At 65.6% G+C, this 23,398-nt stretch carries 24 protein-coding genes; 10 read left to right on the plus strand and 14 right to left on the minus strand.

All coding sequences use genetic code 11. The features are described from left to right. The 4 genes from ACODRW_RS08705 to ACODRW_RS08720 form a co-directional block, all read left to right on the plus strand. On the plus strand, window positions 1–1,010 hold a 1,010-nt coding region (locus ACODRW_RS08705; RefSeq protein ID WP_488905549.1), incomplete at its 5' end, for a DUF2345 domain-containing protein. Window positions 1,011–1,012: 2 nt separating this feature from the next. After that, the gene (locus ACODRW_RS08710; RefSeq protein ID WP_488905550.1) at window positions 1,013–1,861 is read left to right on the plus strand and encodes a hypothetical protein; all 849 of its coding nucleotides are present in this window, start codon (window positions 1,013–1,015) and stop codon (window positions 1,859–1,861) included. Further along, the gene (locus ACODRW_RS08715; protein ID WP_488905551.1) at window positions 1,858–2,922 is read left to right on the plus strand and encodes a hypothetical protein; all 1,065 of its coding nucleotides are present in this window, start codon (window positions 1,858–1,860) and stop codon (window positions 2,920–2,922) included. Before ACODRW_RS08710 ends, ACODRW_RS08715 begins: the two co-directional genes overlap by 4 nt. Window positions 2,923–2,926: 4 nt before the next feature. Next, window positions 2,927–3,982 (plus strand): hypothetical protein, encoded by a 1,056-nt coding sequence (locus tag ACODRW_RS08720; RefSeq protein ID WP_488905552.1) that lies wholly within the window; start codon window positions 2,927–2,929, stop codon window positions 3,980–3,982. A gap of 49 nt (window positions 3,983–4,031) precedes the next feature. On the opposite strand, the gene ACODRW_RS08725 is transcribed toward ACODRW_RS08720, so the two are convergent. Continuing rightward, on the minus strand, window positions 4,032–5,072 hold the full coding sequence (locus tag ACODRW_RS08725; RefSeq protein ID WP_253313671.1) for an arginine deiminase-related protein: 1,041 nt from the start codon (window positions 5,070–5,072) through the stop codon (window positions 4,032–4,034). Window positions 5,073–5,145: 73 nt separating this feature from the next. Then, the gene (locus tag ACODRW_RS08730) at window positions 5,146–6,261 is read right to left on the minus strand and encodes a succinylglutamate desuccinylase/aspartoacylase family protein (RefSeq protein WP_488905553.1); all 1,116 of its coding nucleotides are present in this window, start codon (window positions 6,259–6,261) and stop codon (window positions 5,146–5,148) included. Window positions 6,262–6,379: 118 nt separating this feature from the next. Between ACODRW_RS08730 and ACODRW_RS08735 the strand changes: the two genes are divergently transcribed. Further along, on the plus strand, window positions 6,380–6,853 hold the full coding sequence (locus ACODRW_RS08735) for an Lrp/AsnC family transcriptional regulator (RefSeq protein ID WP_107798939.1): 474 nt from the start codon (window positions 6,380–6,382) through the stop codon (window positions 6,851–6,853). Here the strand turns inward: ACODRW_RS08735 and ACODRW_RS08740 are convergent. The 4 genes from ACODRW_RS08740 to ACODRW_RS08755 form a co-directional block, all read right to left on the minus strand. Continuing rightward, window positions 6,845–7,573 carry an ABC transporter permease gene (locus ACODRW_RS08740; RefSeq protein ID WP_488905554.1) on the minus strand — a complete coding sequence of 243 codons (729 nt, stop codon included), beginning with the start codon at window positions 7,571–7,573 and terminating at the stop codon, window positions 6,845–6,847. The two genes, ACODRW_RS08735 and ACODRW_RS08740, sit on opposite strands and share 9 nt — an antisense overlap. A gap of 10 nt (window positions 7,574–7,583) precedes the next feature. After that, the gene (locus tag ACODRW_RS08745; RefSeq protein WP_107798937.1) at window positions 7,584–8,258 is read right to left on the minus strand and encodes an ABC transporter permease; all 675 of its coding nucleotides are present in this window, start codon (window positions 8,256–8,258) and stop codon (window positions 7,584–7,586) included. Between the two features lie 250 nt (window positions 8,259–8,508). Next, a complete protein-coding gene (locus tag ACODRW_RS08750) occupies window positions 8,509–9,267 on the minus strand; it encodes a transporter substrate-binding domain-containing protein (RefSeq protein ID WP_253313668.1) in 759 nt (252 codons plus the stop codon). Between the two features lie 98 nt (window positions 9,268–9,365). Further along, on the minus strand, window positions 9,366–10,127 hold the full coding sequence (locus ACODRW_RS08755) for a dimethylarginine dimethylaminohydrolase family protein (protein ID WP_107798935.1): 762 nt from the start codon (window positions 10,125–10,127) through the stop codon (window positions 9,366–9,368). A 282-nt stretch (window positions 10,128–10,409) separates the two neighbouring features. Between ACODRW_RS08755 and ACODRW_RS08760 the strand changes: the two genes are divergently transcribed. Further along, window positions 10,410–11,318, plus strand: coding sequence for an aspartyl/asparaginyl beta-hydroxylase domain-containing protein (locus ACODRW_RS08760; protein WP_199225841.1), 909 nt, complete (start codon window positions 10,410–10,412; stop codon window positions 11,316–11,318). 6 nt (window positions 11,319–11,324) lie between these two features. Here ACODRW_RS08760 and ACODRW_RS08765 read toward each other — a convergent pair whose 3' ends face one another. From ACODRW_RS08765 to ACODRW_RS08795, 7 genes are all read right to left on the minus strand, one after another. Continuing rightward, window positions 11,325–12,308, minus strand: a complete 984-nt coding sequence (locus ACODRW_RS08765) for an amidohydrolase family protein (RefSeq protein WP_488905555.1) — start codon at window positions 12,306–12,308, stop codon at window positions 11,325–11,327. Window positions 12,309–12,399: 91 nt separating this feature from the next. Next, window positions 12,400–12,963 carry a 3-hydroxyanthranilate 3,4-dioxygenase gene (gene nbaC, locus ACODRW_RS08770; RefSeq protein WP_488905556.1) on the minus strand — a complete coding sequence of 188 codons (564 nt, stop codon included), beginning with the start codon at window positions 12,961–12,963 and terminating at the stop codon, window positions 12,400–12,402. Window positions 12,964–13,028: 65 nt separating this feature from the next. Then, on the minus strand, window positions 13,029–13,445 hold the full coding sequence (locus tag ACODRW_RS08775) for a RidA family protein (protein WP_227103231.1): 417 nt from the start codon (window positions 13,443–13,445) through the stop codon (window positions 13,029–13,031). Continuing rightward, window positions 13,442–14,221: a 2-keto-4-pentenoate hydratase gene (locus ACODRW_RS08780; RefSeq protein ID WP_488905557.1), complete on the minus strand. Its 780-nt coding sequence runs from the start codon at window positions 14,219–14,221 to the stop codon at window positions 13,442–13,444. The genes ACODRW_RS08775 and ACODRW_RS08780 overlap by 4 nt, the downstream gene beginning before the upstream one ends. Then, window positions 14,218–15,237 (minus strand): 4-hydroxy-2-oxovalerate aldolase, encoded by a 1,020-nt coding sequence (gene dmpG, locus ACODRW_RS08785; protein WP_107798930.1) that lies wholly within the window; start codon window positions 15,235–15,237, stop codon window positions 14,218–14,220. The genes ACODRW_RS08780 and dmpG overlap by 4 nt, the downstream gene beginning before the upstream one ends. A 10-nt stretch (window positions 15,238–15,247) precedes the next feature. Then, complete coding sequence (locus tag ACODRW_RS08790; protein WP_227103237.1) at window positions 15,248–16,186, minus strand: acetaldehyde dehydrogenase (acetylating); 939 nt, start codon at window positions 16,184–16,186, stop codon at window positions 15,248–15,250. Further along, window positions 16,183–16,995, minus strand: a complete 813-nt coding sequence (locus tag ACODRW_RS08795; protein WP_488905558.1) for a 2-keto-4-pentenoate hydratase — start codon at window positions 16,993–16,995, stop codon at window positions 16,183–16,185. Before ACODRW_RS08795 ends, ACODRW_RS08790 begins: the two co-directional genes overlap by 4 nt. Before the next feature lie 172 nt (window positions 16,996–17,167). Between ACODRW_RS08795 and ACODRW_RS08800 the strand changes: the two genes are divergently transcribed. From ACODRW_RS08800 to ACODRW_RS08810, 3 genes are all read left to right on the plus strand, one after another. After that, window positions 17,168–18,145, plus strand: coding sequence for a LysR substrate-binding domain-containing protein (locus ACODRW_RS08800; RefSeq protein WP_488905559.1), 978 nt, complete (start codon window positions 17,168–17,170; stop codon window positions 18,143–18,145). 267 nt (window positions 18,146–18,412) lie between these two features. Next, complete coding sequence (locus ACODRW_RS08805; protein WP_488905560.1) at window positions 18,413–19,876, plus strand: 2-hydroxymuconic semialdehyde dehydrogenase; 1,464 nt, start codon at window positions 18,413–18,415, stop codon at window positions 19,874–19,876. A gap of 20 nt (window positions 19,877–19,896) precedes the next feature. After that, window positions 19,897–21,240: an MFS transporter gene (locus ACODRW_RS08810; RefSeq protein WP_488905561.1), complete on the plus strand. Its 1,344-nt coding sequence runs from the start codon at window positions 19,897–19,899 to the stop codon at window positions 21,238–21,240. A 7-nt stretch (window positions 21,241–21,247) separates the two neighbouring features. On the opposite strand, the gene ACODRW_RS08815 is transcribed toward ACODRW_RS08810, so the two are convergent. Next, a complete protein-coding gene (locus tag ACODRW_RS08815; protein ID WP_488905562.1) occupies window positions 21,248–21,820 on the minus strand; it encodes a hypothetical protein in 573 nt (190 codons plus the stop codon). Window positions 21,821–22,226: 406 nt separating this feature from the next. Here ACODRW_RS08815 and wecB point away from each other — a divergent pair, with 406 nt between their 5' ends. Further along, window positions 22,227–23,396 (plus strand): non-hydrolyzing UDP-N-acetylglucosamine 2-epimerase, encoded by a 1,170-nt coding sequence (wecB, locus tag ACODRW_RS08820; protein WP_235088516.1) that lies wholly within the window; start codon window positions 22,227–22,229, stop codon window positions 23,394–23,396. Window positions 23,397–23,398 lie beyond the last annotated feature (2 nt).

The raw sequence follows: 23,398 nt of genomic DNA on the forward strand, positions 1-23,398 counted from the left end.
AAGACCGCAAGGGCCAGGAGCACATCAAGCTGGCCACCGAGTTCGACAAGAGCCAACTCAACCTAGGCCATCTGGTGAGCGAGAAGCGTGCGCCGCGCGGCGAAGGCTTTGAACTCAGAACCGACGGCTGGGGCGCGCTGCGCGCCGCCAAGGGGCTGTTCCTCAGCACCGACGCCCAACCCAAGGCGCGCGGCAAGCAACTGGACATGCAGGCGGCGCAAGCGGACTTGGACAGCGCGCTGGGCAATATGCAGACCCTAGCCGAGATGGCCGCCCAGGCGCGGGCGCTGGCCGCCGACATCGAACAACAACGGCAATTGATGGCGGATCGACTCAGCCAGCTGCAAAAGTCCGCGCTGCTCGCCCATGCGCCGGACGGCATCAGCCTCGCCAGCGGCCAGCATCTGCAACTGGCGGCCGGCGGCAACCTGATCGCCACCGCAGGCGGCCACGCCGACATCGGCGCGATCAAGCGCTTCACCGTGGCGGCCGGCGAAGCCCTCAGCCTGTTTGCCAACAAACTCGGTGCCAAGCTGATCGCCGCGCAAGGCAAGGTGGAAATCCAGGCGCAGCACGACGCCATCGAACTGGCCGCGCTCAAGCAAATTCGCATCATCAGCAGCGGCGACGAAATCATCATCGCCGCCAACAAAAAACTGACCCTGCAATGCGGCGGCTCCTACCTGACGCTGGACAGCTGCAAGGTGGAAGCCGGCACGCGCGGCGACATCAAGCTGCACGGCGTGTCGCTCAGCATCCCCGGCCCGGCCTCCATGCCCACCCCGGCTTACGACTTCCCCAGCGCCAAGGTGGTGGAGCCGCGCGATCACTTTTTCACCCTCAGCAACCCCGCCTCCGGCAAGCCGCATGCAGGCATGCCCTACACCATTACCGAACCGGATGGCGTCACCCATCGCGGCCTGACGGACAGCGGCGGCAAAACCCAAACCATCAAAAGCAGCTACGCCAAATCCCAACTCAAGATCGTGTTTGAGCCACAAGGAGAATAAGCATGGACTTCTGGATTACCGGCGAAGGCGTGACCCAGGCCGCCAGCCTGGCCAGCTACACCGCCATCCACTTCCCGCGCCAAATGAGCCGCGTCCGACTCAAGCGCATTCCGTTCTGGGGCAAGGGTATCGCCCATAAGGGCGGGGCTGTGCGGGAAAAATCCCCAGGCCACTACTGGGTGGAAATTGACCACAACGATCCCAACACCACGGAAAGTTACGGCTGGTATCCGGCGGCGAACATCAAAGGCATGAAAAGCACAAAGGACCAGCTCAGCGCGATGTGGGATGTTGAAGGCTGCATCAATGGCGACTCCAAGGAACGGCGTCAAGCTGATGAACTGGCTAACGACCCCCAGAAGTATGACCTCCTAGCCGGCCGTGGTATCGGCAATAAACCCTACCCTTACGACCCGAACCACGGCAACCCGGACGCCCGCAGTGTCCAGCCGCTCTACCTGGGCTTGACCGACCAACGCTCGGAGGCGGCAGTGATAGACGAAATCCGCGCCTTCGCCGCCGCTTACGAGAAGCAATATGGTGGCCGCTGGAGCTATCGGCTGGACAGCTTCGGTGAAAACAACTGTCACACTTTCATCTGGCGCTTGCTGCACGACTGCCAGCTGATTGATCTGGAATTGCTCAACTCCGACATCGACCCCCACTTCGAAAAGCTGCGCGGTCTGGTGCTGAAAGAAACCGCCAAGGGTGCGGCCTATGGCGGGGCAGGCATTGCTGTGGCAGCCGTCACCAGCGCCGCGCGCCGGCTCATCAAGCCCGACTATGCCGACACATTGGCTGAGCGCACCGCGATGACGCGCGACGAATTGAAGCGACGGAACTGGCTATGAAGACTTGGCAAAAAGCCTCGCTGATCGGCGTGCTGCTGCTCATATTGCTGCTGCCTATGGCGCTGTTCATCTACCAAGTCCATCACACCCCGCTCGCCCAACGACTATTTAACTGGATACTCCCCATGAGCCTCAACTACACCACCGACCTCAATGGCGTGCGACTGCACGTCAATACCCCCTACTACGTGCGTGAAAGTCCCCGGACCTTTTCCACGGATTACTTCCTCGGAGAAGTTCTGAGTTTTGAGGCAGCGGAACTCAGAGATGGCGTTGCCCAGATTGCCATTAATCAAAGCCAAAAAATCGCTTATCGACAAAGCCGCAATTCAGAACGGGAACCCTATACCGGCCCCATCGACTATGAGCGCTTCGGCATCAAGGTCAACGGCATCTATTTCTTCGGCCTGGATGCGGATGGTCAGATCAACCGGCTGCTGAACGTAGAGCAGGCGCTATTGGAGCCGGTCTACATCAAGGCTGACATCTTTGTTGCCGAGGTCCGTTCAGCAGAAAAAGTCACCCGGACTATCATGGGGCGATCCCAGATGAATTACTGGGAGTCCAGCGACTCACTCAAAGAGAACAAGGGCTTTCGGATTTGGCCAACGGGCCGCAAACGCGCTTGGCTTGCCGCCTTTACTGAGCAAGGAGTGGAAAACACGATTCACACCGTTGACTACCAAATCCGAGCGATGCCCTTCTCCATCCACATCCCCCTTAAAATCCTCGGCATCAAGACTGATGGCCGCTACCTGCTCAGCGTCCTACCCGATGGCAGCGCCGGCTTCCCCCGCCCAGAACTCGATGCGCTGGCAGACCAGCGTCACATCGAACTCTGGGTAAAAGATGGCCAGGTCTATCGCGCAACGCTGACCACCTATGTCGTCACTGGCGAGAAATGGACCTTCTACAACGATAAAGGCAATTTAGAACGGCGTAACGGCTACGACATCGAGAATGGCCGCAAGGTGGAGTGGGCGCAAAAGCTCGACCGAACCATAGGCCAGCGCGGTGGCGAATGGGTGCCTCCGAGGCCGCAAGATGAGCAGGACGATTAAGCCCGTGCGTACCTGGCAAAAAGCCTCACTGATCGGCGTACTGCTGCTCATGTTGCTGGGCCTGCTTGGCTATCACATTCAACAATACCCAGCCGTCCGATGGCTGGTTTTATGGATACTCCCCATGAGCCTCACCTACACCACTGATTCCAATGGCGAGCGCCTGCACGTCGATACCCCCTACTACGTCCGAGAATGGCCACGTACCTTCTCCACCAATTATTTCGATGGTGAAATTCTGAGTTTTGAGGCAGCGGAACTCAGTGATGGCGTTGCCCAGATTGCCATTAATCAAAACCAAAAAATCGCCTATAGACAGAGCCGTATTTCAAAACGAGAACCTTATACCGGCCCCATCGACTATGAGCGCTTCGGCATCAAGGTCAACGGCATCTATTTCTTCGGCCTGGATGCGGATGGACAGCTCAACCAACTGCTGAGCATAGAGCAAGCGCTATTGGAACCGGTCTACATCAAGGCTGACATCTTTGTTGCCGAGGTCCGCTCAGCAGAAAAAGTCACCCGGACCCGGATAGGCCGTGCCCAGATGAATTACTGGGAATCAAGCGGTTCTCTCAAAGAGATCAAGGGCTTTCGGGTTTGGGCAACGGGCCGTAAACGCACCTGGCTTATGACCTATACCGAGCGGGGCCGGGATGACACCGATCACACCATTGATTATGAGGCCCAAACCGAATCCTTCATCACCGACATCCCCCTTAAAATCCTCGGCATCAAGACCGATGGCCGCTATCTGCTCGGCGTTCTGCCCGATGGCAGCGCCGGCTTCCCTCGCCCGGAACGGGATGTACTGGAAGAACAGCGCCACATCGAACTGTGGGTACAAGAGGGCAAGGTCCACTCTGCCATGCGAACCACCTATGTCATCAAAAGAGAAGCATGGATCAGCAATGACAAGGACGGCAAATACCTCAAGCGCTGGGGCTACGACATCGAGAATGGCCGCAAGGTGGAATGGCAGCAAAAGTTCGACCGAACCGTAGGCCAACGCGGCGGCGAATGGATGCCGCCCCGGCCGCAAGACGCGGAAGAGGACTGAGGCTCTACCCACCCACGCCATGCCAAACAAAGAAACCGCAACGCGTCCGCTAGCGGACGCGCGGCAGGAACAGCTCGGCCAGCATGCAGCGGCAGCTACCGCCGCCCACCGCCTCTATGGTGGGAATGGGGTTGACCACCGGCTGCCCGTGGCGCTCCAGCGTTCTTTGCTGCGCCGGCGTGAAGCCGTTCCAGGCCTGCTCCGACATCGCGATCAGCGGCTGGCCGCCGGCGCCGCGCAGTTGCAGGATATTGCCGCAGAAGCTGCGCTCCACCTGGGCCAGGCTGATGTCGATCACCTCGTGATGTTCGCTCAGCGCGCTCAGCACTTGCCGCCGCTGCTCCGGCCGGTGCAGGCTTTCGGAGCAGATCACCGCGAAGCCCTCGCCCACGCTCATCATCACATTGGTGTGGTAGATGGGCACGCCGCGGCTGTCCACGGTGTCGAACAGGTGCACCGCTTCCAGGCCGCGCCGGCGCGCGTAACGGTAGAGCGCGCCCGGATGGCAGCGCTGCGAGCGCGCCGCGTACACGCGCTTGCGCGGATGGTCGAACACCATCACCCCGGTGCCTTCCAGGATCAGCTCCTCTTCCAGCGGATGGCCGGCCCACACCACTTGCTCCACCTCGTAGCCGTGGCTTAGCAGTAATTGGCACAGTTCCTCCACCCGCCGTTCCCGGCGGCGGTTCAGCGTGTGCATCGGGTAGACGTGCAGGCTGCCATCCACGCTGGTGCTGAACCAGTTGTTGGGAAACACCGCGTCCGGGGTTGGATAGCCGTCCGGGCTTTTTTCCAGCACCAGCACTTCAACGCCGCGGTCGCGCAGCCGCTGCGCCATGGCGTCGAATTCCGCCAGCGCCCGCGCGGTGACCTGGGCCGGCGGCAGTTGCAGCCGGTGCTGGAACACATTGTCGGCGCCGGTTTGTTCATTGAAGGCGAAATCGTGAGGGCGCACCATCACGACGGCGCGGGCCAATTGGCCTTGTCTGGCGCGGAGCCAGATGGGCTCCAGGTTTTCTTGCGCCGGCGCGTCGGCGGCGGCGATGGCTTGGGCTTGCATGGTGGGCGGCTCTTGGGTGGGGGTTCGCATGGCCGCCCGCGGGCGGCAAATCATTCTACTGACAGTACGCGTTGCGGCCATGCCGGAAACATGACGCGAACGTTCAAGCAAGCGACACGCGCGCGCCGACGTCGGCCCGGCCCAGAATGCGGCACAACTCCATGCCGGCCTGGGCGTAGCGCAGCGGGTGGCTGACGTAGAGCAGGCCCGCCGCCGGGCTGAGCACCGGGACGACCCGGTTTTCCAGCGGGTCGATCAGCTCCAGCAGCGGCTGACCGCGCTCCACTTCCGCGCCGACCGCGCAATGGCGCAGCACCAGGCCGGGCGCGGGCGCGCTCACGCTGGTCATGCCGCGCCAGGTCCACGGCGCGGGCACCGGCGGCGGCAAGGCCGGCGCGGCGCCGGCGATGTGGCCGCGGCTTTGCAGATAGGCGTACAAAGCCTCCGCGTCCCGCCGCGCCTGGCCGTGATCCAGATCGCCCTGCCCGCGCAGCTCCACCGTGGCGGCCACGCAGCCCAGCGGCAGCGGATGCGCCGGCCCCAGTTCGCCGGCCAGCCGCCACCAGCTCTGGCCGCAGGATTCCTCGAAAGTCGTGCCGCCCGGCGCCTCGTTCAAGACCGCCGCGGCCACGCCCAGATAGCGCGCCAGCGGCTCCAGCGCCGGCCAGAACGGCGCGTCGGCGTACACGTGCAGCAGCGCCTGGCTGTCGCAATGCAGGTCCAGCACCAGGTCGCTGTCCAGCGCCAGCCGGCTCAGGGCAAGGCGCAGCGCCTCCAGTTCCGTGACCGGGGTTTGCGCGTCCAGCGCGGCGCGCATCCGGGCGCGCACCGTCCGCAGATTGGCGGCGGCGTCATCGCCAAGGCCGGCCTCCAGGCCGGGGCGCAGCAGCGGGTGGAAATCGGTGAAGCGGCGGTTGAAGTTCTCGCCGCTGCGCAGTTCGAAACGCCCGGGCTGCTGCTGCAACAGCGCCTGGGCCAGCCCGATGGGATTGGCCGCCGGCACCAGCACGATTTCGCCGCGCAGCAAGCCGGCCGCTTCGGCCTGGTCCAGCAGCCGGCGCAGATGGTGGATCACCAGCATGCCGGGCAGTTCGTCCGCGTGCAGGCTGGCCTGCAAATAGGCCTTGGGCCCGGCGCCGCGCCGGCCGTAATGCAGGCTCAAGAGTTCGCGCCGCATGCCTATGCTGGCCTGCGGCAACGCCTGGGTGACGAGCTCCATAAAACGCCCTCCCTTTCCATGTCATTGAAATATCAAAACCACGCTGGACGCGCCGCCTTGACACTGTCGGCGCCTGAGGCTCAAATCATCAGGCAGCCCATCCATCCTGAAACCCGCCATGAACGACAAGAAACCCAGCCTGGACCGTATCGACCTGAAAATCCTCGCCGCTTTGCAAGCCGACGGCCGCATGTCCTTTCAACGTTTGTCCGAGCAGGTCAATCTGACGCCTCGGCCCTGCCTGGAGCGCGTGCGCCGGCTGGAAAAAGCCGGCGTGATCCGCGGCTACCGCGCCGTGGTGCAGCTGCCGGAACCGGCCTACCCCGTCATCGTGGTGGCCCAGGTGGCGCTGGCCGATCACGCGCTGTCGCAGCAGGCCTTCATCAAGGAACTGCAACGCAGCGAGGCGGTGCTGGACGCCTGGCTGGTGGCCGGCAGCTTCGATTTCCAGGTGCGCGTCGGCTGTCGCGACATCCAGCAATACCGCGAGCTGGCCGAGCAATGGCTGAACAGCGCCGCCTTCAAGATCGACAAGATCATCACCATCACCGAGCTGCAGGAGATCAAGCGCAGCGCCGGCGCGCTAGGCTGAACGCGGCCGCAGGAACTTCAGCCAGTGGCGTTCCGCCTGACGAAAGCCCGCCAACAGCGCGAAGGTGCAGCCCAGGTAGATCGCCGCCGCCATCAGAAAAGGGAAAAACGGCGCGTAGGTGGCCGCGTACAAGGCGCGCGCCACGCCGGTGACGTCCAAGAGCGTGACCGTGGACGATAAGGCGGTGGCGTGCAGCAAAAACACCATTTCATTGCTCAGCACCGGTATCGAGCGCCGCAGCGCGCCGGGCAAGACGATGCGGCGGATGACCCGCGCCCGCGACATGCCGAAGGCCTCCGCCGCCATGATTTCCTCGCGCGGGTAGCCGGCGAGCGCGCCGGACAGGATTTCCTGCGCGTAAGCGGCGGTGTTCAACACATAGGCGAGGATGGCGCAGAAGGTGGCGTCGCGGAACAGCAGCCAGAACGGGTCTTCCGCCTGCCAGCCTTCTATCACCCAGCTGAATTGCGACACGCCGTAATAGATCAGCATCAGCTGCATGAACAAGGGCGTGCCGCGGAAGAAATAGCTGAAGGCGGCCACCGCCCAGCGCAGCGGCGCCGGGCCGTAGACCCTGAGCAGCGCCAGCAGCACCGCCAGCAACATGCCCAGGCCGCCGGACACCAGGAACAGCTTGGCGGTGAGCGCCAGCCCGCTCCATTGGCCGCCCTCTCCCCATAAATAGCTGGGCAAGGCGCGCAGGATTTCGTCTAGCGTCATCGTTTCCCCCTCAAAGCAGGCCGCGGCTGTAACGCAGCCTCAGCCAACGGAACACCCCGCCGGAGGCGGCGGTGAACAGCAAATAGACCAGGCAGACCAGGAAATAGAACAGGAAAGGCATTTGGGTGGCGCGGCCAGCCTGCTCGGCGAGCCAGGCCATGTCTTCCAGGCCGATCAGCGAGACCAGCACCGCCGACTTCATCAGCGCCAGCCAGTTGTTGTTGATGCCGGGCAAGGCGTGGCGCAGCATCTGCGGAAACAGGATGCGCCGAAACAGCCGCCACGGCCGCATGCCGTAGGCGACGCCGGCCTCCAACTGGCCGCGCGGCACCGCCAGGAAGGCGCTGCGGAAGGTTTCGGTGTAATAGGCGCCGAAGATGAAGCCTATGGTCAGCACCCCGGCCAGGAATTTGTCGAACTCCACCGCCGGCAGCCCCAAGGCCGCCAGCAGCAGATTGAAGACTTTCTCGCCGCCGTAGAACAGCAGCAGCATCATCACCAGCTCCGGAATGCCGCGGATCACCGTGGTGTAGGCGATGGACGCCGCCCGCAGCCAGCGCGGCCCGAACAGCTTGACGCAGGCGTTGGCGAGGCCGAACAGCAGGGCCAGCCCCAGCGCGGCCAGCGCCACGCGCAGGCTGAGCCAGGCCCCGCTCAGCAACAGGGGCAGATAGGACGCCACCATGGCCGCCCTCCTTGGGGAAGCGGCCGGCGGGCGCCGGCCGGGGGTGGATAGGGATGGAAGCCGTGCGCGCGCCGCGACACGCAGAGCAGACGATGAACTGGCTCTTAGAGCCTGTTCAAAGTCTCGCGAGCTAAGGCGAGGCAAGGCGAAAACAGCTGAGAAAGCGGAATGTACGCGTGGTACATGAGCATTTCGAAGCGGTACTCACCGTGCCACGTCTCACGAAGCGCAGCAGACATTGAACAGGTGCTTAGTGGTAGATATCGAAGCCGAAGTACTTCTTGCGTATCCCCTCGTACACCCCGTTGGCGCGGATGGCGGCGATGGCGCGGTTGATCGCCGCCTTCAGTTCCGGATCGTTCTTGCGCACCGCGACGGCCACCGGATTGGACTCGCCCAGCTTGGGGCCGGCGAAAGCGAACTGCTTGCCGCGCTCGGTGCGTAGAAAGCTGGTCTCGGCCTGGATATTGTCTTGCAAGGCGGCGTCGATGCGGCCGGAGGCCAGGTCCAGGTAGACATTGTCCTGGTTGGCGTAGGTGACGATCTTGACCTTGCCCCCGCCCCAGTTGGCCTTGGCGTACTGCTCGTGCACCGAACCGGACTGCACGCCCACGGTCTTGCCGGCCAGCGACTGCGGCGTGGGCCGCAGCGGGCTGCCCTTGCGCGCCACCAGCTGCGAGGCGGACGCGTAGTATTTGTCGCTGAAATCCACCTGCTTCCGCCGCTCCGCCGTCACGTTCAGCGAGGCGATGACGGCGTCGAACTTATTGGCGTTGAGCGCGGCTATCATGCTGTCGAACGGCTGCTTGACGAAAACGCAGCGGGCCTTGAGTTCGGCGCAGACGGCTTTGGCGATGTCCGGATCGAAGCCGGTGATCTCGCCGTTGGGCGCCAGCACGTCGAAGGGCGGGTAGCCGCCGTCCACGCCCCAGCGGATTTGCTTGATGTCCTTGGCCAGCGACGGGCCGGCGCTCAGCGCCAGCAAGAGCGCGATGCTGATGGTTTTCATCTGGTTTCTCCTTGAGAGCCTGTTCCTCGCCGGCTCCGCGTCGGCGACAGGTTCTGAATCTTCCCGGCTCTGCGGCCGGTGGCGAATGGAACGGTTTTTCAGAAGCGCAGGGACATGCAGGTCAAACCCCCGTCCATCTTGCGGATTTCGCTGGTGTCGGTCTCGATGATGGGCAGGCCCAGCGTCTTCAGCTTGCGCAGGGTGTCCGGGTAGCCGCTGGGCGTGATCAGGGTGTCGTTGATCCACAGGGTGTTGCCGGCGTATTCCTCGTCCCTGGCCAGCACGATCTGCTGATAGCCGCGGAATACCGGATCGTCGGCGCGGTCTTCGGACAGGATCAGCGTGTTGCGGCCCACGTAGTTGACGATGGATTTCAGATGCAGGCCGGCGCTGACTTCCACCGCGGTGACGACATAGCCGAACTTTTCCACCGCGGCGGCGAACTGGCTGACCCCGGCCTCGTTGGTGCGGCTGGTCAGGCCCACGAAGAAGCGCTTGTCTATCATCAGTACGTCGCCACCGTCCATGCGCGCGTCGCCGTCCATCCATACGGCGTGGCGGAAGCGGGACACCAGCGGCGCGATGCTGCGCACCTCGCCGCGGCGGGACGGCGCGCCGGGTTGGGTGAGCACCGCCAGTTCCGGCATCAGCACCGCGGTGTCTTCAACGAAATGGGCGTCGGGATAATCGGGCTGGGCCGGCAGCGTGCTGACGGTCAGGCCCAGGCTCAGCAGGATGTCCACGTAGTCGCGGAACTGGGCGCGGGTCAGCGCCGGGTCCGGCGCGCCGATATCGGCGGTGGTCAGGCCGCCGGCCACGGTGTCGGCCGGCAAACGGGTGATCGCGTGGGTGAAATGCATGGGCAGGCTCCTTGGTCGGGCGGCCCGGCAAGCGAATGATTGCCGGGGACGGCGCGGGGCCGTTCTCGCTCGAACCATTCTAGGCAGCGCCCCTTGCGGGTGTCGGCCGTATGCGGCGGCCGGCACAGCCGGTTTCGGCTGTTTTCCGGCCCAATACAGCCGTTTGCGCGGCCCGCCGCGGGGGGCGGCGGCGGCAGGATTTTGCTAAACTATCCCAACTACCAGTCGTCCAAAACCGGTATTTGCTTGAAATTGAGCATATCCATGCACAGGCGAGCCCATATGCCGTATATCAAACTCTCCATCCTCCTCGTTTTCGCGCTCTGTACCGTCTACATCCACTATCGCGGCCGCCAACGTCTGGGTTTCTGGCGGCAGTTGACCGATCACTCCACCTTCATGGCGCCGATCAACTGCTTCTGCTACTTGTTCTCCACCTTGCCGGCCCGCCCCTATTTGCCCTTGCAACAGTTTCCGGAATTGCGGACGCTGAACGACAACTGGCAGCGCATCCGCACCGAGGCGCTGGCCCTGTCCGACGGCGGCGCGATCAAGGCCTCCGACCGTTACGACGATCTGGGCTTCAATTCCTTCTTCAAAACCGGCTGGAAGCGCTTCTATCTCAAGTGGTACGACCAGCCGCACCCGTCCGCGGCCAAGCTGTGCCCGTACACCACCGCCTTGCTGGAGGGCATCCCCACGGTGAAGGCGGCGATGTTCGCCAGCCTGCCGCCGGGCAGCCGCCTGGTGCGCCACCGCGACCCCTTCGCCGGATCGGTCCGCTTCCACCTGGGTCTGTCCACGCCGCAAAGCGAGGCCTGCTACATCGAAGTGGACGGCGAACGCTATAGCTGGCGCGACGGCGAGGCGGTGCTGTTCGACGAAACCTATTTGCACCACGCCGAAAACGCCACCAAGCACCAGCGCATCATCCTGTTCTGCGATATCGAACGGCCGATGCGCTTCCGGCTCGCCGCCTGGTTCAACCGCCGGCTCAGCCGCCTGCTGCTGGGCGCCGCCAGCGCCCCCAATCAGGACGGGGACCGCACCGGCGCGCTCAACCGCCTGTTCCGCTATGTGCAGGCGGTGCGGCTGTTCGGCAAGCGCATCAAGGCGCAGAGCCGCCTCGGCTATTACGCGCTGAAATGGCTGTTGTTCGGCGGCTTGTTGCTGGGTTGGCTGCTGAGTTGAGCCGCCCTATAAACTGAAGAAGGCCCGCGCATTGTCCGCCAGCAGCCGCCGGCGGATCTCGGCGTCCGCCACCGTCTCGCGGACCAGGCCGCCCACCGTCTGCTCGCCCAGCGGAAAAGGCGCGTCCGAGCCCAGCATCACCCGCTCCGCGCCCATGGTGGCGATCAATAGCCGCAACGCGCCGGGATCGAACACCGCGGAATCCACGTAAAAGCGCTCCAGATAGCTGGACGGCCGCCGTGGACAGTCTTCGCGCACGATGTCGCGCTGCTCCCAGGCGTTGTCCACCCGGCCCAATAGATAGGCGAAGCTGCCGCCGCCGTGGGCGAAGCAGATTTTCAGGCTGGCCGGCAGGCGTTCGAAAGCGCCGGACAGGATGAGCGACAGGATGGCCAGCTGGGTTTCCGCCGGCATCGACACCAACCAGGGCAGCATCCAGCGCTTCATCCGCGCGCCGGCGCCCATCATGTCCCATGGATGCACCAACAGCGGGATGTTCTCGGCCGCGCAATGACTGAGAAACGTCAGCAGGCCCGCGTCGTCCAGATCCCGCTCGCCGACGTGGTTGCCGATCTGCACGCCGATGTGGCCGGCGTCGCGGGCGCGGCTGGCTTCGCGGCAGGCGGCGTCCACGTCCTGCAAGGGCACTTGCGCCAGCACTTTCAAGCGTTGCGGCGCGATGGCCGCCATGTCCAGCGCGCGGTCGTTCATCAGCTGCGCCCACGGCAAGGCGCGCTCTATCGGCGCGGCGTAGGCGAACATCACCGGCGTCGCGCACATGATCTGGATGTCTATGCCCTGCTCGTCCAGCCAGGCCAGCCGGCGCGCGCCGTCCCAAAGCGCGTCGTGCACCGGCCGGAACGGCTGCTCGCCCACCATGATCTGCCCGTTGCGGCCGGAGGTCTCCAGCCAGGGCCCGCGCCGCGGGTCCAGCCGGGCCGCCTCGGCCTGGCTGATCCGCGGGAAGAAATGGGAGTGGATGTCTATCATGGCTGCGTTTCTCGGTTAATTAAGCTTGCTTCAAGAATCGGTTCCCGTCTTGCGAGCTAGGGCGGGAACGCGGCGGTCATGGAACGGACGCTCAATGACGGGAGCACTGCCGCAACTTGTGCCAGGCGGCGTAATCCTTGCCGGGGTGGACGGTGCCGCAATGGCGGCAGCGGCGCTCGTCCTCGCTCAAGGCGTAAAACAGCTGATAGGCCTTGGGCAGATCGTCCACCAGGCTTTCCAGCTGCTTGGAGAAACGCCAGATCTCGGCGGCGCAGACCGGGCAGTACCATTGCAGGCTGTCGTACTGGCCGACCGGCCGCGGCTTCTCCACCAGCAGGCATAGGCCGGGCTCGGGCCGTTGCGGCGAGTGGATGACGTGGGCCGGCAACAGGAAGGCGTCGCCTTCGCGCAGCTCGATGCGATCGAAGCGCCCGCGGTCCCAGATATCCAGATAAGCGTTGCCCTGGATCTGGTAGAAAATCTCCTCGGTGGGGTTGTCGTGAAAATCGGTGCGGGTATTCGGCCCGCCCACCATATTGATGATGTAGTCGCCGTCCGACCAAACGGCCGCATTGCACACCGGCGGCTTGAGCAGACCCTGGTTGCGCTGCGCCCAGTCCAGCAGATTGAGCGGCATGCCGTATTGCAGTTCCATCTCCTCTCTCCTTCTCTTGTGCTTGATTACACCTAAAAGAACCTACTCGTCGCCGTAAACACGTTCTAAAGCGGCTTGTAGGCGATCGCCTTGATCTCAATGCGCAAATGCGGATGCGGCAGCTGATGCACCGCCACCGTGGTCCGCGTCGGCCCTTCCTCGTCGAAGTAGTCGGCGTAAACCCGGTTGTATGCGGCGAAATCGTTCATATCCACCAGGTAGGCGCTGATTTCAACCACATCGGCCAGCCCGGCGCCGGCCGTGGCCAGGATGTCGCGGATATTCTCGATCACCGCCCGGGTTTGCAAGGCGATGTCCAGCCGCGTCGCGCCCATGGCGTCGGCCTCGGCGCCGGCGATGCTGTTGTCCGGCCGCCGCGAACTGGTGCCGGAGACAAAGAGGAAGTCCCCGGCCCGCTTCAGGTGCGGAAAGCGGCCGCGCGGCGCGGCCTTGCCGCTGACGGTGGTGGCTTGAGTGCTCATGCGGCGCTCCCTTCGGTTTCAAACTCGCAGCGGCCCAGGCCGGCGATCTCCACGCCAACGTGCAGGCCGGCGCGCAAGGGCTCGGCCGCGGTGGCCGCGCCGGCCAGCAGCAAGGAGCCGGCCGGCAGCGTGCGCCCTTCCGCGTGCAGCAGCGCGGACACTTCCATCAGCGCGCGCAGCGGCTGGCCCAGGATGGCGGCGCTGCTGCCCAGCTGCACCGGCCGGCCGTTGAAGCGCAGCGTCACGCCCAGATTGTCCAGCGGCGTGTCCGGCGGGCTCAGCGGGCCGACGACGAAATGGGACGATGAGCAGTTGTCCGCCACCACGTCCTCCAGGCTGAAACGGAAGTCGCGGTAGCGCGAATCGATGATTTCCAGCGCCGGCGCCACGCCGGCCAGCGCCAGCCCGGCCTCGGCCAGGGACAGCGGCCGCGAGATCTCCTGCGCGGTGATGAAGGCGATTTCAGGCTCCACCCGCGGATGGATCAGGCGGCCCAGCGCCAGTTCGCCGCCGTCCGCCAGCTGCATGGCGTCGGTCAGCTCGCCCCAGATCAGCGCGTCCACGCCCATTTGCACGCGCTTGGCCCGGCTGGTGAAGCCCAGCTTCAAGCCCAGCGCGCGCTCGCCGCGTTGCTGGCGCAGCGCGATGCCGGCCTGCTGGATGCGATAGGCCTGCGCCAGATCGAAAGGCCGCCGCGCGCTCAGTTGATCGACGGCTTCGCCGGTTTGGGTCGCGATGTCCAGTTCGCGGGCGCAGTTTTGAACAAAGTCCGTCATGCCGCGCCTCCTTTGGCCTTGAGCAAGTCCAGCGCCACGTCGACTATCATGTCCTCCTGCCCGCCCACCATGCGGCGGCGTCCCACTTCCAGCAGGATGTCCAGGGTTTTCAAGCCGTATTGCGCCGCCGCCGTTTCCGCATGGCGCAGAAAGCTGGAGTAGACGCCGGCGTAGCCCAGCGCCAGCGTCTCGCGGTCCACCCGCACCGGGCGGTCCTGGGTGGGCCGCACCAGATCGTCGGCGGCGTCCATCAGCCGGATCAGCTCGCAGCCGTGGTTCCAGCCCAGGCGCTCGGCGGCGGCGATGAACACTTCCAGCGGCGCGTTGCCGGCGCCGGCGCCCTGGCCGGCCAGCGAGGCGTCGACGCGGCGGCAGCCTTCTTCCACCGCCACAATGCTGTTGGCCACGCCCAGGGACAGATTGTGATGGGCGTGGATGCCGGTTTCCGTCTCCGGCCGCAGCGCGTCGCGCAAGGCGCGGAAGCGGTCGCGCACCTGCTGCATCAGCAGAGCGCCGCCGGAATCCACCACGTAGACGCAATGGGCGCCGTAACTTTCCATCAGCTTGGCCTGCTCGGCCAATCGCTGCGGCGTGGTCATGTGCGACATCATCAGAAAGCCGACGGCGTCCATGCCCAGTTCCCGCGCGTAGCCGATGTGCTGTCTGGCGATGTCGGCCTCGGTGCAGTGGGTGGCGATGCGCGCAATGCGCGCGCCGGCGTCGTAGGCCTCGCGCAAGGCGCGCACGGTGGCGATGCCGGGCAGCAGCAAGGTGGCGATCTTGCTGTTGCGCACGGATTCGGCCGCCGCGGCAATCCACTCCACGTCGCTATGGGCGCCGAAGCCGTAGTTGAAGCTGGAACCCTCCAAACCGTCGCCGTGCGCCACCTCGATGGAATCCACCCCGGCCGCGTCCAGCGCCGCGGCGATGGCGCGCACCTGGGCCAGCGAATAACGGTGACGGACCGCGTGCGAACCGTCGCGCAGGGTCACGTCGGAAATATACAGTTTGTCCATGCCGGGCTCCTCAGGCTTGCAGCAGGCGGGCGGCGACGCGTTCGCCGCAGGCCATCGCCGCCGATGTCATGATGTCCAGATTGCCGGCGTAGGCCGGCAGATAGTGGGCCGCGCCTTCCACCTCGATGAAGACGGACACCTTGAGCCCGCCGCTCCGCGCCAGTTCCGGATAGGCCGTCAGCGCTTCCGCCGGCAGCGCCTCGAACTGCACCTCCTGCTTCAGCCGGTAGCCGGGCACATAGGCGCTGACCTTGTCCGCCATCGCGGCCACCGAGCGGGCGATGGCGTCCCGGTCCGCCGGCGCGGTCAGGCAAAACACCGTGTCCCGCATCATCAGCGGCGGCTCCGCCGGGTTCAGGATGATGATGGCCTTGCCGCTGCGCGCGCCGCCGACGCCGACAATCGCCTGGGCGGTGGTTTCGGTGAATTCGTCGATATTGGCGCGCGTGCCGGGGCCGGCGGATTTGCTGGCGATGGAGGCGACGATTTCGCCGTAGAACACCGGCGTCGCCGCGGCCACCGCGGCCACGATGGGAATGGTGGCCTGGCCGCCGCAGGTGACCATATTGATATTGGGCGCGTCCAGATGCGCGTCCAGGTTCACCGCCGGCACCACATGGGGGCCGATGGCGGCGGGCGTCAGGTCTATCACCCGGACGCCGCGCGGCCGCAGCAGCTGTTCGTGACGCGCGTGGGCGCCGGCCGAGGTGGCGTCGAACACCAGGCGGATGTCGGCGGCGCCGGGCATGGCCAACAGCCCTTCCACGCCCTGGTGGCTGGTGGCCAGGCCCAGGCGGCGCGCGCGGGCCAGGCCGTCGGAATCCGGATCGATGCCTATCATGGCGGCCAATTCCAGCTGCTGGCCGTGACGCAGTAGTTTGACCATCAGATCGCAACCGATATTGCCGGAACCGATGATGGCCGCTTTGACGCGAGCGGGATGGCTCATGAGGATGCTCCCTGAAGTGGGGCGAAGCGGGCCGACACTTCGCCCAGGCCCTGGATGCGGGCGGTGAACACGTCGCCGGCGCGCGCCGGCGCCATCGGCCCCAAAGCGCCGGTCAGCACGATGTCGCCGGCCTTGAGCGGCTCGCCGCGCCGCGCCATCGTGTCCGCCAGCCACAGCGCGGCCAATAAGGGATTGCCGAGACAGGCCGCGCCGGCGCCCACCGAGACCGGCTCGCCGCGCAGCTCCAGCGTCATGCCGCAGCCGAGCAGATCGACGTCGGCCAGCAGCCGCGGCCGGTTGCCCAGCACGAAGAGGCCGCTGGACGCGTTGTCGGCGATGGTGTCGCTGATGCGGATATCCCAGCCGGCGATGCGGCTGTCCACGATCTCCAGCGCCGGCAAGACCGCGTCCACCGCCCGGAACAGATCGGCCAGCGTATGTTTGTCATGGTCCAGATCGCGCCCCAGCAGCAGCGCCACTTCCGCCTCTATCTTGGGCTGCAGCAGCCGCCGGCTGTCGATCTCCTCGCCGTCGCACACCGCCATGTCGGCGAACAGGCGGCCGAAATCCGGCTGCGCCACGCCCAGCTGCCGCTGCACCGCGGCCGAGGTCAGGCCGATCTTGCTGCCCACCAGCCGCCGGCCCTGGGCCTGCGCATGCCGGACATTCAGCGTTTGCACCTGATAGGCGGCGTCGACGTCTCCCTCGCCGAGCAGGCCGCGCACCGGCGCGCAGGGCTGGCCGGCGTCGGCGGCGCGACGCAGCTGCTCGGCGGCGGCTTGCAATGCGGATGGTGGAACTGGGCTCAAGGCGTTCTCCTTATTCAAGCGCTCCGGCGCGGACCAAACCGGCCGTATCAGTGGGACGCGTTCAGTCTATGGAGCGCGACAATAAGGAGAAAATGAATATCTGGGCTTCTGCTATTCCCTAAAGTTATGCCATAGTCTTCTGCCGCGCCGTCCCAACCGCACAGGAGCGCCGATGGACCCTCTCACGCCCTTTTCCGTTCACGATATGGTGTTGAACCGGCTCAAGCTGCGGCCGCTCTTGGTGTTCGACCGGGTGCTGCGCTGCCAGTCCATCGCCCGCGCCGCGCGCGAGCTGCACCTGACCCAGCCGGCGGTGACCAAGGCGATACGCGAGCTGGAGCAGCAGCTGGACACCGTGCTCTTCCTGCGCGGCAACCGCGGCGTGACGCCCACCGAATACGGGCTGCTGCTGGGCGAGCGCGTCAAGGCGGTGATCGCCGAGCTGCGCTATCTGACCGACGAGATCAACGCCTTCAAGGGCGGCATTTGCGGCCATGTCATCATCGGCACCCAGATCTCCGCCAGCGCCAGCCTGCTGCCGCAGGCCATCCTGCGGCTGAAGGCCCACGCGCCCAAGCTGCTGGTCACCGTGCGCGAGGGACCGCAGGATTATCTGTTCCCGGCGCTGGCCGCCGGCGAACTGGACCTGGTGGTGGGCCGCCTGCCGGACCCGGAAGCGCCGCTCACCCGCAAACTGCCCTTGCGCCACCAGCCGCTCTATCTGAACCGGCTGTGCATCGTGGCCGGCGGCCACCATCCGCTGCTGGCCGCGCCGCCGTCCCGCCTCGCCGAACTGCGCGACTGGCCGTGGATTCTGCCGCCGCCGGATTCGCCGGCCCGCCAGGTGGCCGAGCAGTTCTTCCACGACGCCGGCCTCCCGCTGCCGGACAATCTGCTGGAATCGCTGTCCTTGCTGACCAATGTCAATCTGCTGGTGGATTCGGACTGCCTGGGCCTGATGCCGCGGCTGGCGGCGCGCCGCTTCGCCGCCGCCAAGCTGCTGGCGGTGCTGCCGCTGGACGAGGTGGGACCGCCCACCGCCGTCGGCTACTCGGTGCGCGCCGACAAGCCGCTGACGCCGGCGGCCCGGCAGATGATAGACAGCCTGAAACTGGCCGCCGCCGCGCTGGACGCGGCGGATCAGGTATAAGCGCGCGGAATAGCAAGACTCGATTTATTCATTTTCGCGCCCAAGGCCGCCTTTCCTACACTCGCCAATATTGCGTCGCCCCTTAAGAACGTGTTTACGATCTCGCGAGCTAAGGCGAGACAAGGCGAAAACGGTTGAGAAAGCGGAGTGTACAGACGGTACATGAGCATTTCGAAACCATTTTCAACGCCGTATCGCCGACGCGCAGCAGATCGTAAACAGGTTCTAAGACCGCGGCGTCCACCCCCGTTGACGAGGATAGAAACCATGAGCCGCCCCGCCCTGCTGCCGCTGTACATCAATGGCCGATTCGAAGAGGAAGGCCAGCGCTTCGACAATATCAGCCCGGTGGACGGCCGGCTGTTGAACCAGGCGGTAGAAGCCGACGCCGCCCAGGTGGCCCGCGCCGTCCAGGCCGCCAGCGACGCGCTGCAAGGGCCCTGGGGCCGCTATAGCGCGCCGGAGCGCGCCGCGCTGCTGCACAAGGTGGCCGACGGCATCCAGGCGCGTTTCGACGACTTCGTCGCCGCCGAGGTGGCCGACACCGGCCGGCCGCTGCACCTGGCGCGCACCTTGGACCTGCCGCGCGCCATCGCCAATTTCCGGACCTTCGCCGATCTCGCCGTCGCCCAGGTGGACGACTGCTGCGAAACGCCGCAGGCCGACGGCGGCCTGCTGTTCAACTACACCGTGCGCAAGCCGCTGGGCGTGGTGGCGGTGATCGCGCCGTGGAACCTGCCGCTATTGCTGCTGACCTGGAAGCTGGGCCCCGCGCTGGCGATGGGCAATACCGTGGTGTGCAAGCCCTCCGAGGAAACGCCGTCATCGGCCGCCCTGCTAGCCGAGGTGATGGACGCGGCCGGCGTTCCCACCGGCGTGTTCAATCTGGTGCACGGCTTCGGCCCCGGCTCGGCCGGGGAACACCTGACCCGCGCGCCGCAAATCAGCGCCGTGTCCTTCACCGGCGAATCGCGCACCGGCAGCGCCATCATGAAGGCGGTGGCCGACGGCGTGAAGGACATCTCCTTCGAGCTGGGCGGCAAGAACGCCGCCGTGGTGTTCGCCGACGCCGACTTCGACGCGGCGGTGGCCGGGGTGGCCAGATCGTCCTTCTTCAATACCGGGCAGGTCTGCCTGTGCACCGAGCGGGTCTATGTGGAGCGCCCTATCTTCGATCGCTTCGTCGCCGCGCTGAAAACCCGCGCCGAGGGCCTGAAACTGGGCTATCCGGACGAGGACGGCGTGGACCTGGGCCCGCTGGTGTCGCGCCAGCACCGCGAGAAGGTGCTGTCTTATTTCACGCTGGCGCGCGAGGAAGGCGCGGTGGTGGTGACCGGCGGCGAAACGCCGCAGTTCGGCGACGCGCGCGATCAGGGCGCTTATGTGCGCCCGACGATCTGGACCGGCCTGCCTGACCACGCCCGCTGCGTGCGCGAGGAAATCTTCGGCCCGGTCTGCCACATCGCGCCCTTCGACGACGACGAGGAGATCCTGCGCCGCGTCAACGACAGTCCCTACGGCCTGGCCTGCGCGCTGTGGACCCAGCGGCTGGACCGCGCCCACAAGCTGGCGCGGCGCATCCAGGTCGGCATCGTCTGGGTCAACGCCTGGTACGCGCGCGATCTGCGCACCCCCTTCGGCGGCAGCAAGCTGTCCGGCCTCGGCCGCGAAGGCGGCCGCCATTCGCTGGATTTCTACTCCGACATCAGCAATGTCTGCGTCAAGCTGTGACGCGCCGGGAGAACGCCGCCATGTCCGCCGCCCTGGATGTTGACCGCTTCATCGACCAAAGCCGCCTGGGATCCTTTCACGCCGTCTTGCTGACGCTGTGCTTTCTGGTCATGTTCGCCGACGGCTACGACCTGGCGGCCCTGTCCTACATCGCGCCCGCGCTGATGGAGCAATGGGGGCTGAGCAAGCCGCAGCTGGGCCAGGCGCTCAGCGCCGCCCTGTTCGGCCTGGCCGGCGGTGCCTTGCTGGGCGGGCCGCTGGCCGACCGCCTGGGCCGCAAGCCCGCGGTGATCGCGTCGACGCTGCTGTTCGGCGTCGGCAGCCTGCTGACCGCGGCGGCGGACTCGCTGAACGCGCTCACCGTCTACCGCCTGTTCACCGGCGTCGGCCTGGGCGCGGCGCTGCCCAACACCATCACCCTGCTGTCCGAATACAGCCCGGCGCGACGCCGCGCGCTGCTGGTCAGCGCCATGTTGTGCGGCTTTCCGCTGGGCGCCGGCGCCGGAGGCCTGTGCGCCGGCTGGCTGATCCCCTCCTACGGCTGGCGCGCGCCGCTGTGGCTGGGCGGGGTGTTCCCGCTGCTGCTGGCGCTGGCGCTATACCGCTGGCTGCCGGAATCGGTGCGTTATCTGGCGGCGCGCCGGCGCTCAGTCAACGAGATTAAAGCGCGGCTGCGCCGCCTCGCCGCCACGCCGGAACTGGAGCAAGCCGTCGCTTTCCGCCTGGGCGACGACGGCGACGCGCCGCGCGCCGGCCTGCGCGCGGTGCTGAGCCGGCCCTTGACGGCCGGCACCTTACTGCTCTGGCTCAGCTGCTTCATGAGCATGTTGATCTATTACCTGGTGGTGAACTGGATGCCGCTGCTGTTAAAGGAAGCCGGCCTCTCGCTGAGCCGCTTCGCCTGGATCAGCGCGCTGTTTCCGCTGGGCGGCGGTGTCGGCTCCATTCTGCTGGGCTGGTGGATGGGCCGCGCCGAGCCGCACCGCCTGCTGGCGGCCAACTTCGCCGTCGCCGGCCTGCTGGCCTGGGCGATAGGCGCCGCCGTCGCCCAGGGCGAGCAAGGCGGACAGCTGGGCTTGCTGGTGTTCTGCATGGGCTTCGCCTCCGGCGGCGGGCAATCGGCGCTGGCCTCGCTGTCCGCCGCCTTTTATCCAACCCGCTGCCGCGCCAGCGGAGTGGGCGGCATGTACGGCGTCGGCCGCGGCGGCGCCATCTTCGGGGTGCTGGCCGGCGCCGAGCTGATGCGCCAGCAGGTGCGCCCGGACTGGATTTTCAGCATGCTGCTGTTGCCGGCCGCGCTCATCGCCGTCGCCCTCTTGTTCAAACGGCGAAGCTACGCCCCAGGCCCGGCCCGCGAGACTTGAACGGGCCCTACTCGGCCGGCGCCGCGCCGCCGGCCTTCAAATCCTCCTCGTTGAAACTCATTTCCATCATCTCCCCGGCGGCGTCCCGGCACCCCACCGCGAAATCGGGCCGTTCCGGGCTCTTGCTGCCCGGATGAATCCGGACGGAGACCACCTCCATGCAGTTCCGCGCCAGCGTCGCCCGGCGCCCCACCGCCGCCAGCTCCGGCGCCCAGCGGCAAAAAGCGCCGGCGGCGAAAGCCTCGCCGCCGCACAGCTCCTCCTTGGCCTGCTCCGCGCCCGGCAACACCACGCCGGCGATTTCCCTCAGTTCCGCCTCGTTCCTGGCCTCGGCCTGCTGCTGGCTGGGCCAAACCATGTACGTCAAACCCGCCGCGCCGGCCAGCAGGACGACGATCACCGCGCCCACATGCGCCCATTTGAGCCGGGACGCCGGCTCCGGCTCTCGCCGCGGCAACGGCTGCGGATACATTTCCTGATAAGGCGCCTGACACAGCGGGCAGGCGTAAGCCGGCGCCCGCCTATCGCGCGGCGCGTCGCCGCGCCAGTACCCGCAATGAAGGCATTGTTTCTTTTCCATGGGCACAACTCCCCAGATTGAAGCCGACCGCGCTCACCGGCGCTTCAGGCCCGCTTCCCAAACGATTTAACGCTCCCCATGCATATGTCCTCGCATGCTAACAAAAAAATGCCATTGCAGTTTCACACCGTAATCCCGGCACGGGCACTAGCGCTTCGGTCAGGTGCATTCCGGCGGAATCCTGCGATCGACGCCTGCGGATCCGCCCAATCCGCTACGGCCTCGGCCCGCTGGCGAACAGGCGACTGACTCGCTCAATATTAAACCACTTGATTTAAACAAATATTTAACTTTGTTTCTAGCGAAACCTGTGCTAGCTTAATTTAAACAAATAAAAACAGTAGTTTTAACAAAACAAACAAAGTCAGCCGTATCAAGGCCCTGGAATCGCTGCAATGGAGACAATATGTTTACTGTACTGACAATCTTTGGCACCCGTCCGGAGGCCATCAAGATGGTGCCCGTGATCCACGCGCTGCAAGACTGCCCGGGCGTGGCGTCAAAAGTGTGCGTGACCGGCCAGCACCGCGAGATGCTGGATCAGGTCTTGGATTTTTTCGAGATCAAGCCGGACTTCGACCTGAAGCTGATGCAACAGGCTCAGGGCTTGGCGTCTTTGACCGCCAGACTGGTGGAAACCGTCGACAAGGTGCTGGAGGAAGTCCAGCCCGACGTCGTGCTGGTGCACGGCGACACCGCCACCACGCTAGGCGCCAGCCTGGCGGCGTTTTACCGCAGGATTCCGATTGGACACGTGGAAGCGGGCTTGCGGACCGGAGACTTGTACTCCCCCTGGCCGGAGGAGATGAACCGCCGCGTCACCGATATTCTGGCGTCCTGGCATTTCGCTCCGACAGAGGAGTCTTGTCTCAATCTGCGCAATGAAAAGGTCGACCCCGAGCGGATATTCATCACCGGCAACAGCGTCGTCGACACCCTGCTGCTGACGGTGAAGAAGCTGGAGCAGCAGCCGGAGCTCAAGGCCGGCGTCGCCGCCGCCTTCTCCTATCTGCGGCCGGAGGCGAGAGTGGTGCTGGTCACCGGCCACCGCCGGGAGAAGTTCGGCGAGAAGTTCGAAAGCTTCTGCCGCGCGCTGGTCCAATTGGCGGAACGTTATCCGGACGTGGACATCGTCTACCCGGTGCATTTGAATCCCAATGTTCGCCAACCGGTGTACGCGCTGCTGTCCCGGGTGCGCAACATTCACCTGATCGAGCCGCTGCAATACCTGCCCTTCGTCTACCTGATGGCCCGTTGCCACCTGATCATCACCGACTCCGGCGGCATACAGGAAGAGGCGCCGGCGCTGGGCAAACCGGTTCTGGTCACCCGGGACACCACGGAAAGGCCTGAAGCGCTCGCGGCCGGCACCGCCAAGCTGGTGGGCACCGAAACGGATCTTATCGTCCGCCACGCCAGCGCCTTGCTGGACGACCAGGCGGCTTACCAGCGCATGTCTCAAGCCCACAACCCCTATGGCGACGGCAGCGCCGGCAGACGCATCGCCGCCATTCTCTCCGCCTTGCCGCGCCCGCGGCAGGCCGCCAGCGCTCTCGCCTCCGCGCCGGGGAGATAGGA

Source organism: Chromobacterium sp. FG89 (assembly GCF_057808735.1).

Excerpts from the sequence above, each read along its gene's own strand:
- ACODRW_RS08710 (WP_488905550.1), top strand. The coding sequence starts at position 1,013 with ATGGACTTCTGGATTACCGGCGAAGGCGTGACCCAGGCCGCCAGCCTG.
- ACODRW_RS08715 (WP_488905551.1), top strand. The coding sequence starts at position 1,858 with ATGAAGACTTGGCAAAAAGCCTCGCTGATCGGCGTGCTGCTGCTCATA.
- ACODRW_RS08725 (WP_253313671.1), bottom strand. The coding sequence starts at position 5,072 with ATGCGAACCCCCACCCAAGAGCCGCCCACCATGCAAGCCCAAGCCATC.
- ACODRW_RS08730 (WP_488905553.1), bottom strand. The coding sequence starts at position 6,261 with ATGGAGCTCGTCACCCAGGCGTTGCCGCAGGCCAGCATAGGCATGCGG.
- ACODRW_RS08735 (WP_107798939.1), top strand. The coding sequence starts at position 6,380 with ATGAACGACAAGAAACCCAGCCTGGACCGTATCGACCTGAAAATCCTC.
- ACODRW_RS08740 (WP_488905554.1), bottom strand. The coding sequence starts at position 7,573 with ATGACGCTAGACGAAATCCTGCGCGCCTTGCCCAGCTATTTATGGGGA.
- ACODRW_RS08745 (WP_107798937.1), bottom strand. The coding sequence starts at position 8,258 with ATGGTGGCGTCCTATCTGCCCCTGTTGCTGAGCGGGGCCTGGCTCAGC.
- ACODRW_RS08750 (WP_253313668.1), bottom strand. The coding sequence starts at position 9,267 with ATGAAAACCATCAGCATCGCGCTCTTGCTGGCGCTGAGCGCCGGCCCG.
- ACODRW_RS08755 (WP_107798935.1), bottom strand. The coding sequence starts at position 10,127 with ATGCATTTCACCCACGCGATCACCCGTTTGCCGGCCGACACCGTGGCC.
- ACODRW_RS08760 (WP_199225841.1), top strand. The coding sequence starts at position 10,410 with ATGCCGTATATCAAACTCTCCATCCTCCTCGTTTTCGCGCTCTGTACC.
- ACODRW_RS08765 (WP_488905555.1), bottom strand. The coding sequence starts at position 12,308 with ATGATAGACATCCACTCCCATTTCTTCCCGCGGATCAGCCAGGCCGAG.
- nbaC (WP_488905556.1), bottom strand. The coding sequence starts at position 12,963 with ATGGAACTGCAATACGGCATGCCGCTCAATCTGCTGGACTGGGCGCAG.
- ACODRW_RS08775 (WP_227103231.1), bottom strand. The coding sequence starts at position 13,445 with ATGAGCACTCAAGCCACCACCGTCAGCGGCAAGGCCGCGCCGCGCGGC.
- ACODRW_RS08780 (WP_488905557.1), bottom strand. The coding sequence starts at position 14,221 with ATGACGGACTTTGTTCAAAACTGCGCCCGCGAACTGGACATCGCGACC.
- dmpG (WP_107798930.1), bottom strand. The coding sequence starts at position 15,237 with ATGGACAAACTGTATATTTCCGACGTGACCCTGCGCGACGGTTCGCAC.
- ACODRW_RS08790 (WP_227103237.1), bottom strand. The coding sequence starts at position 16,186 with ATGAGCCATCCCGCTCGCGTCAAAGCGGCCATCATCGGTTCCGGCAAT.
- ACODRW_RS08800 (WP_488905559.1), top strand. The coding sequence starts at position 17,168 with ATGGACCCTCTCACGCCCTTTTCCGTTCACGATATGGTGTTGAACCGG.
- ACODRW_RS08805 (WP_488905560.1), top strand. The coding sequence starts at position 18,413 with ATGAGCCGCCCCGCCCTGCTGCCGCTGTACATCAATGGCCGATTCGAA.
- ACODRW_RS08810 (WP_488905561.1), top strand. The coding sequence starts at position 19,897 with ATGTCCGCCGCCCTGGATGTTGACCGCTTCATCGACCAAAGCCGCCTG.
- ACODRW_RS08815 (WP_488905562.1), bottom strand. The coding sequence starts at position 21,820 with ATGGAAAAGAAACAATGCCTTCATTGCGGGTACTGGCGCGGCGACGCG.
- wecB (WP_235088516.1), top strand. The coding sequence starts at position 22,227 with ATGTTTACTGTACTGACAATCTTTGGCACCCGTCCGGAGGCCATCAAG.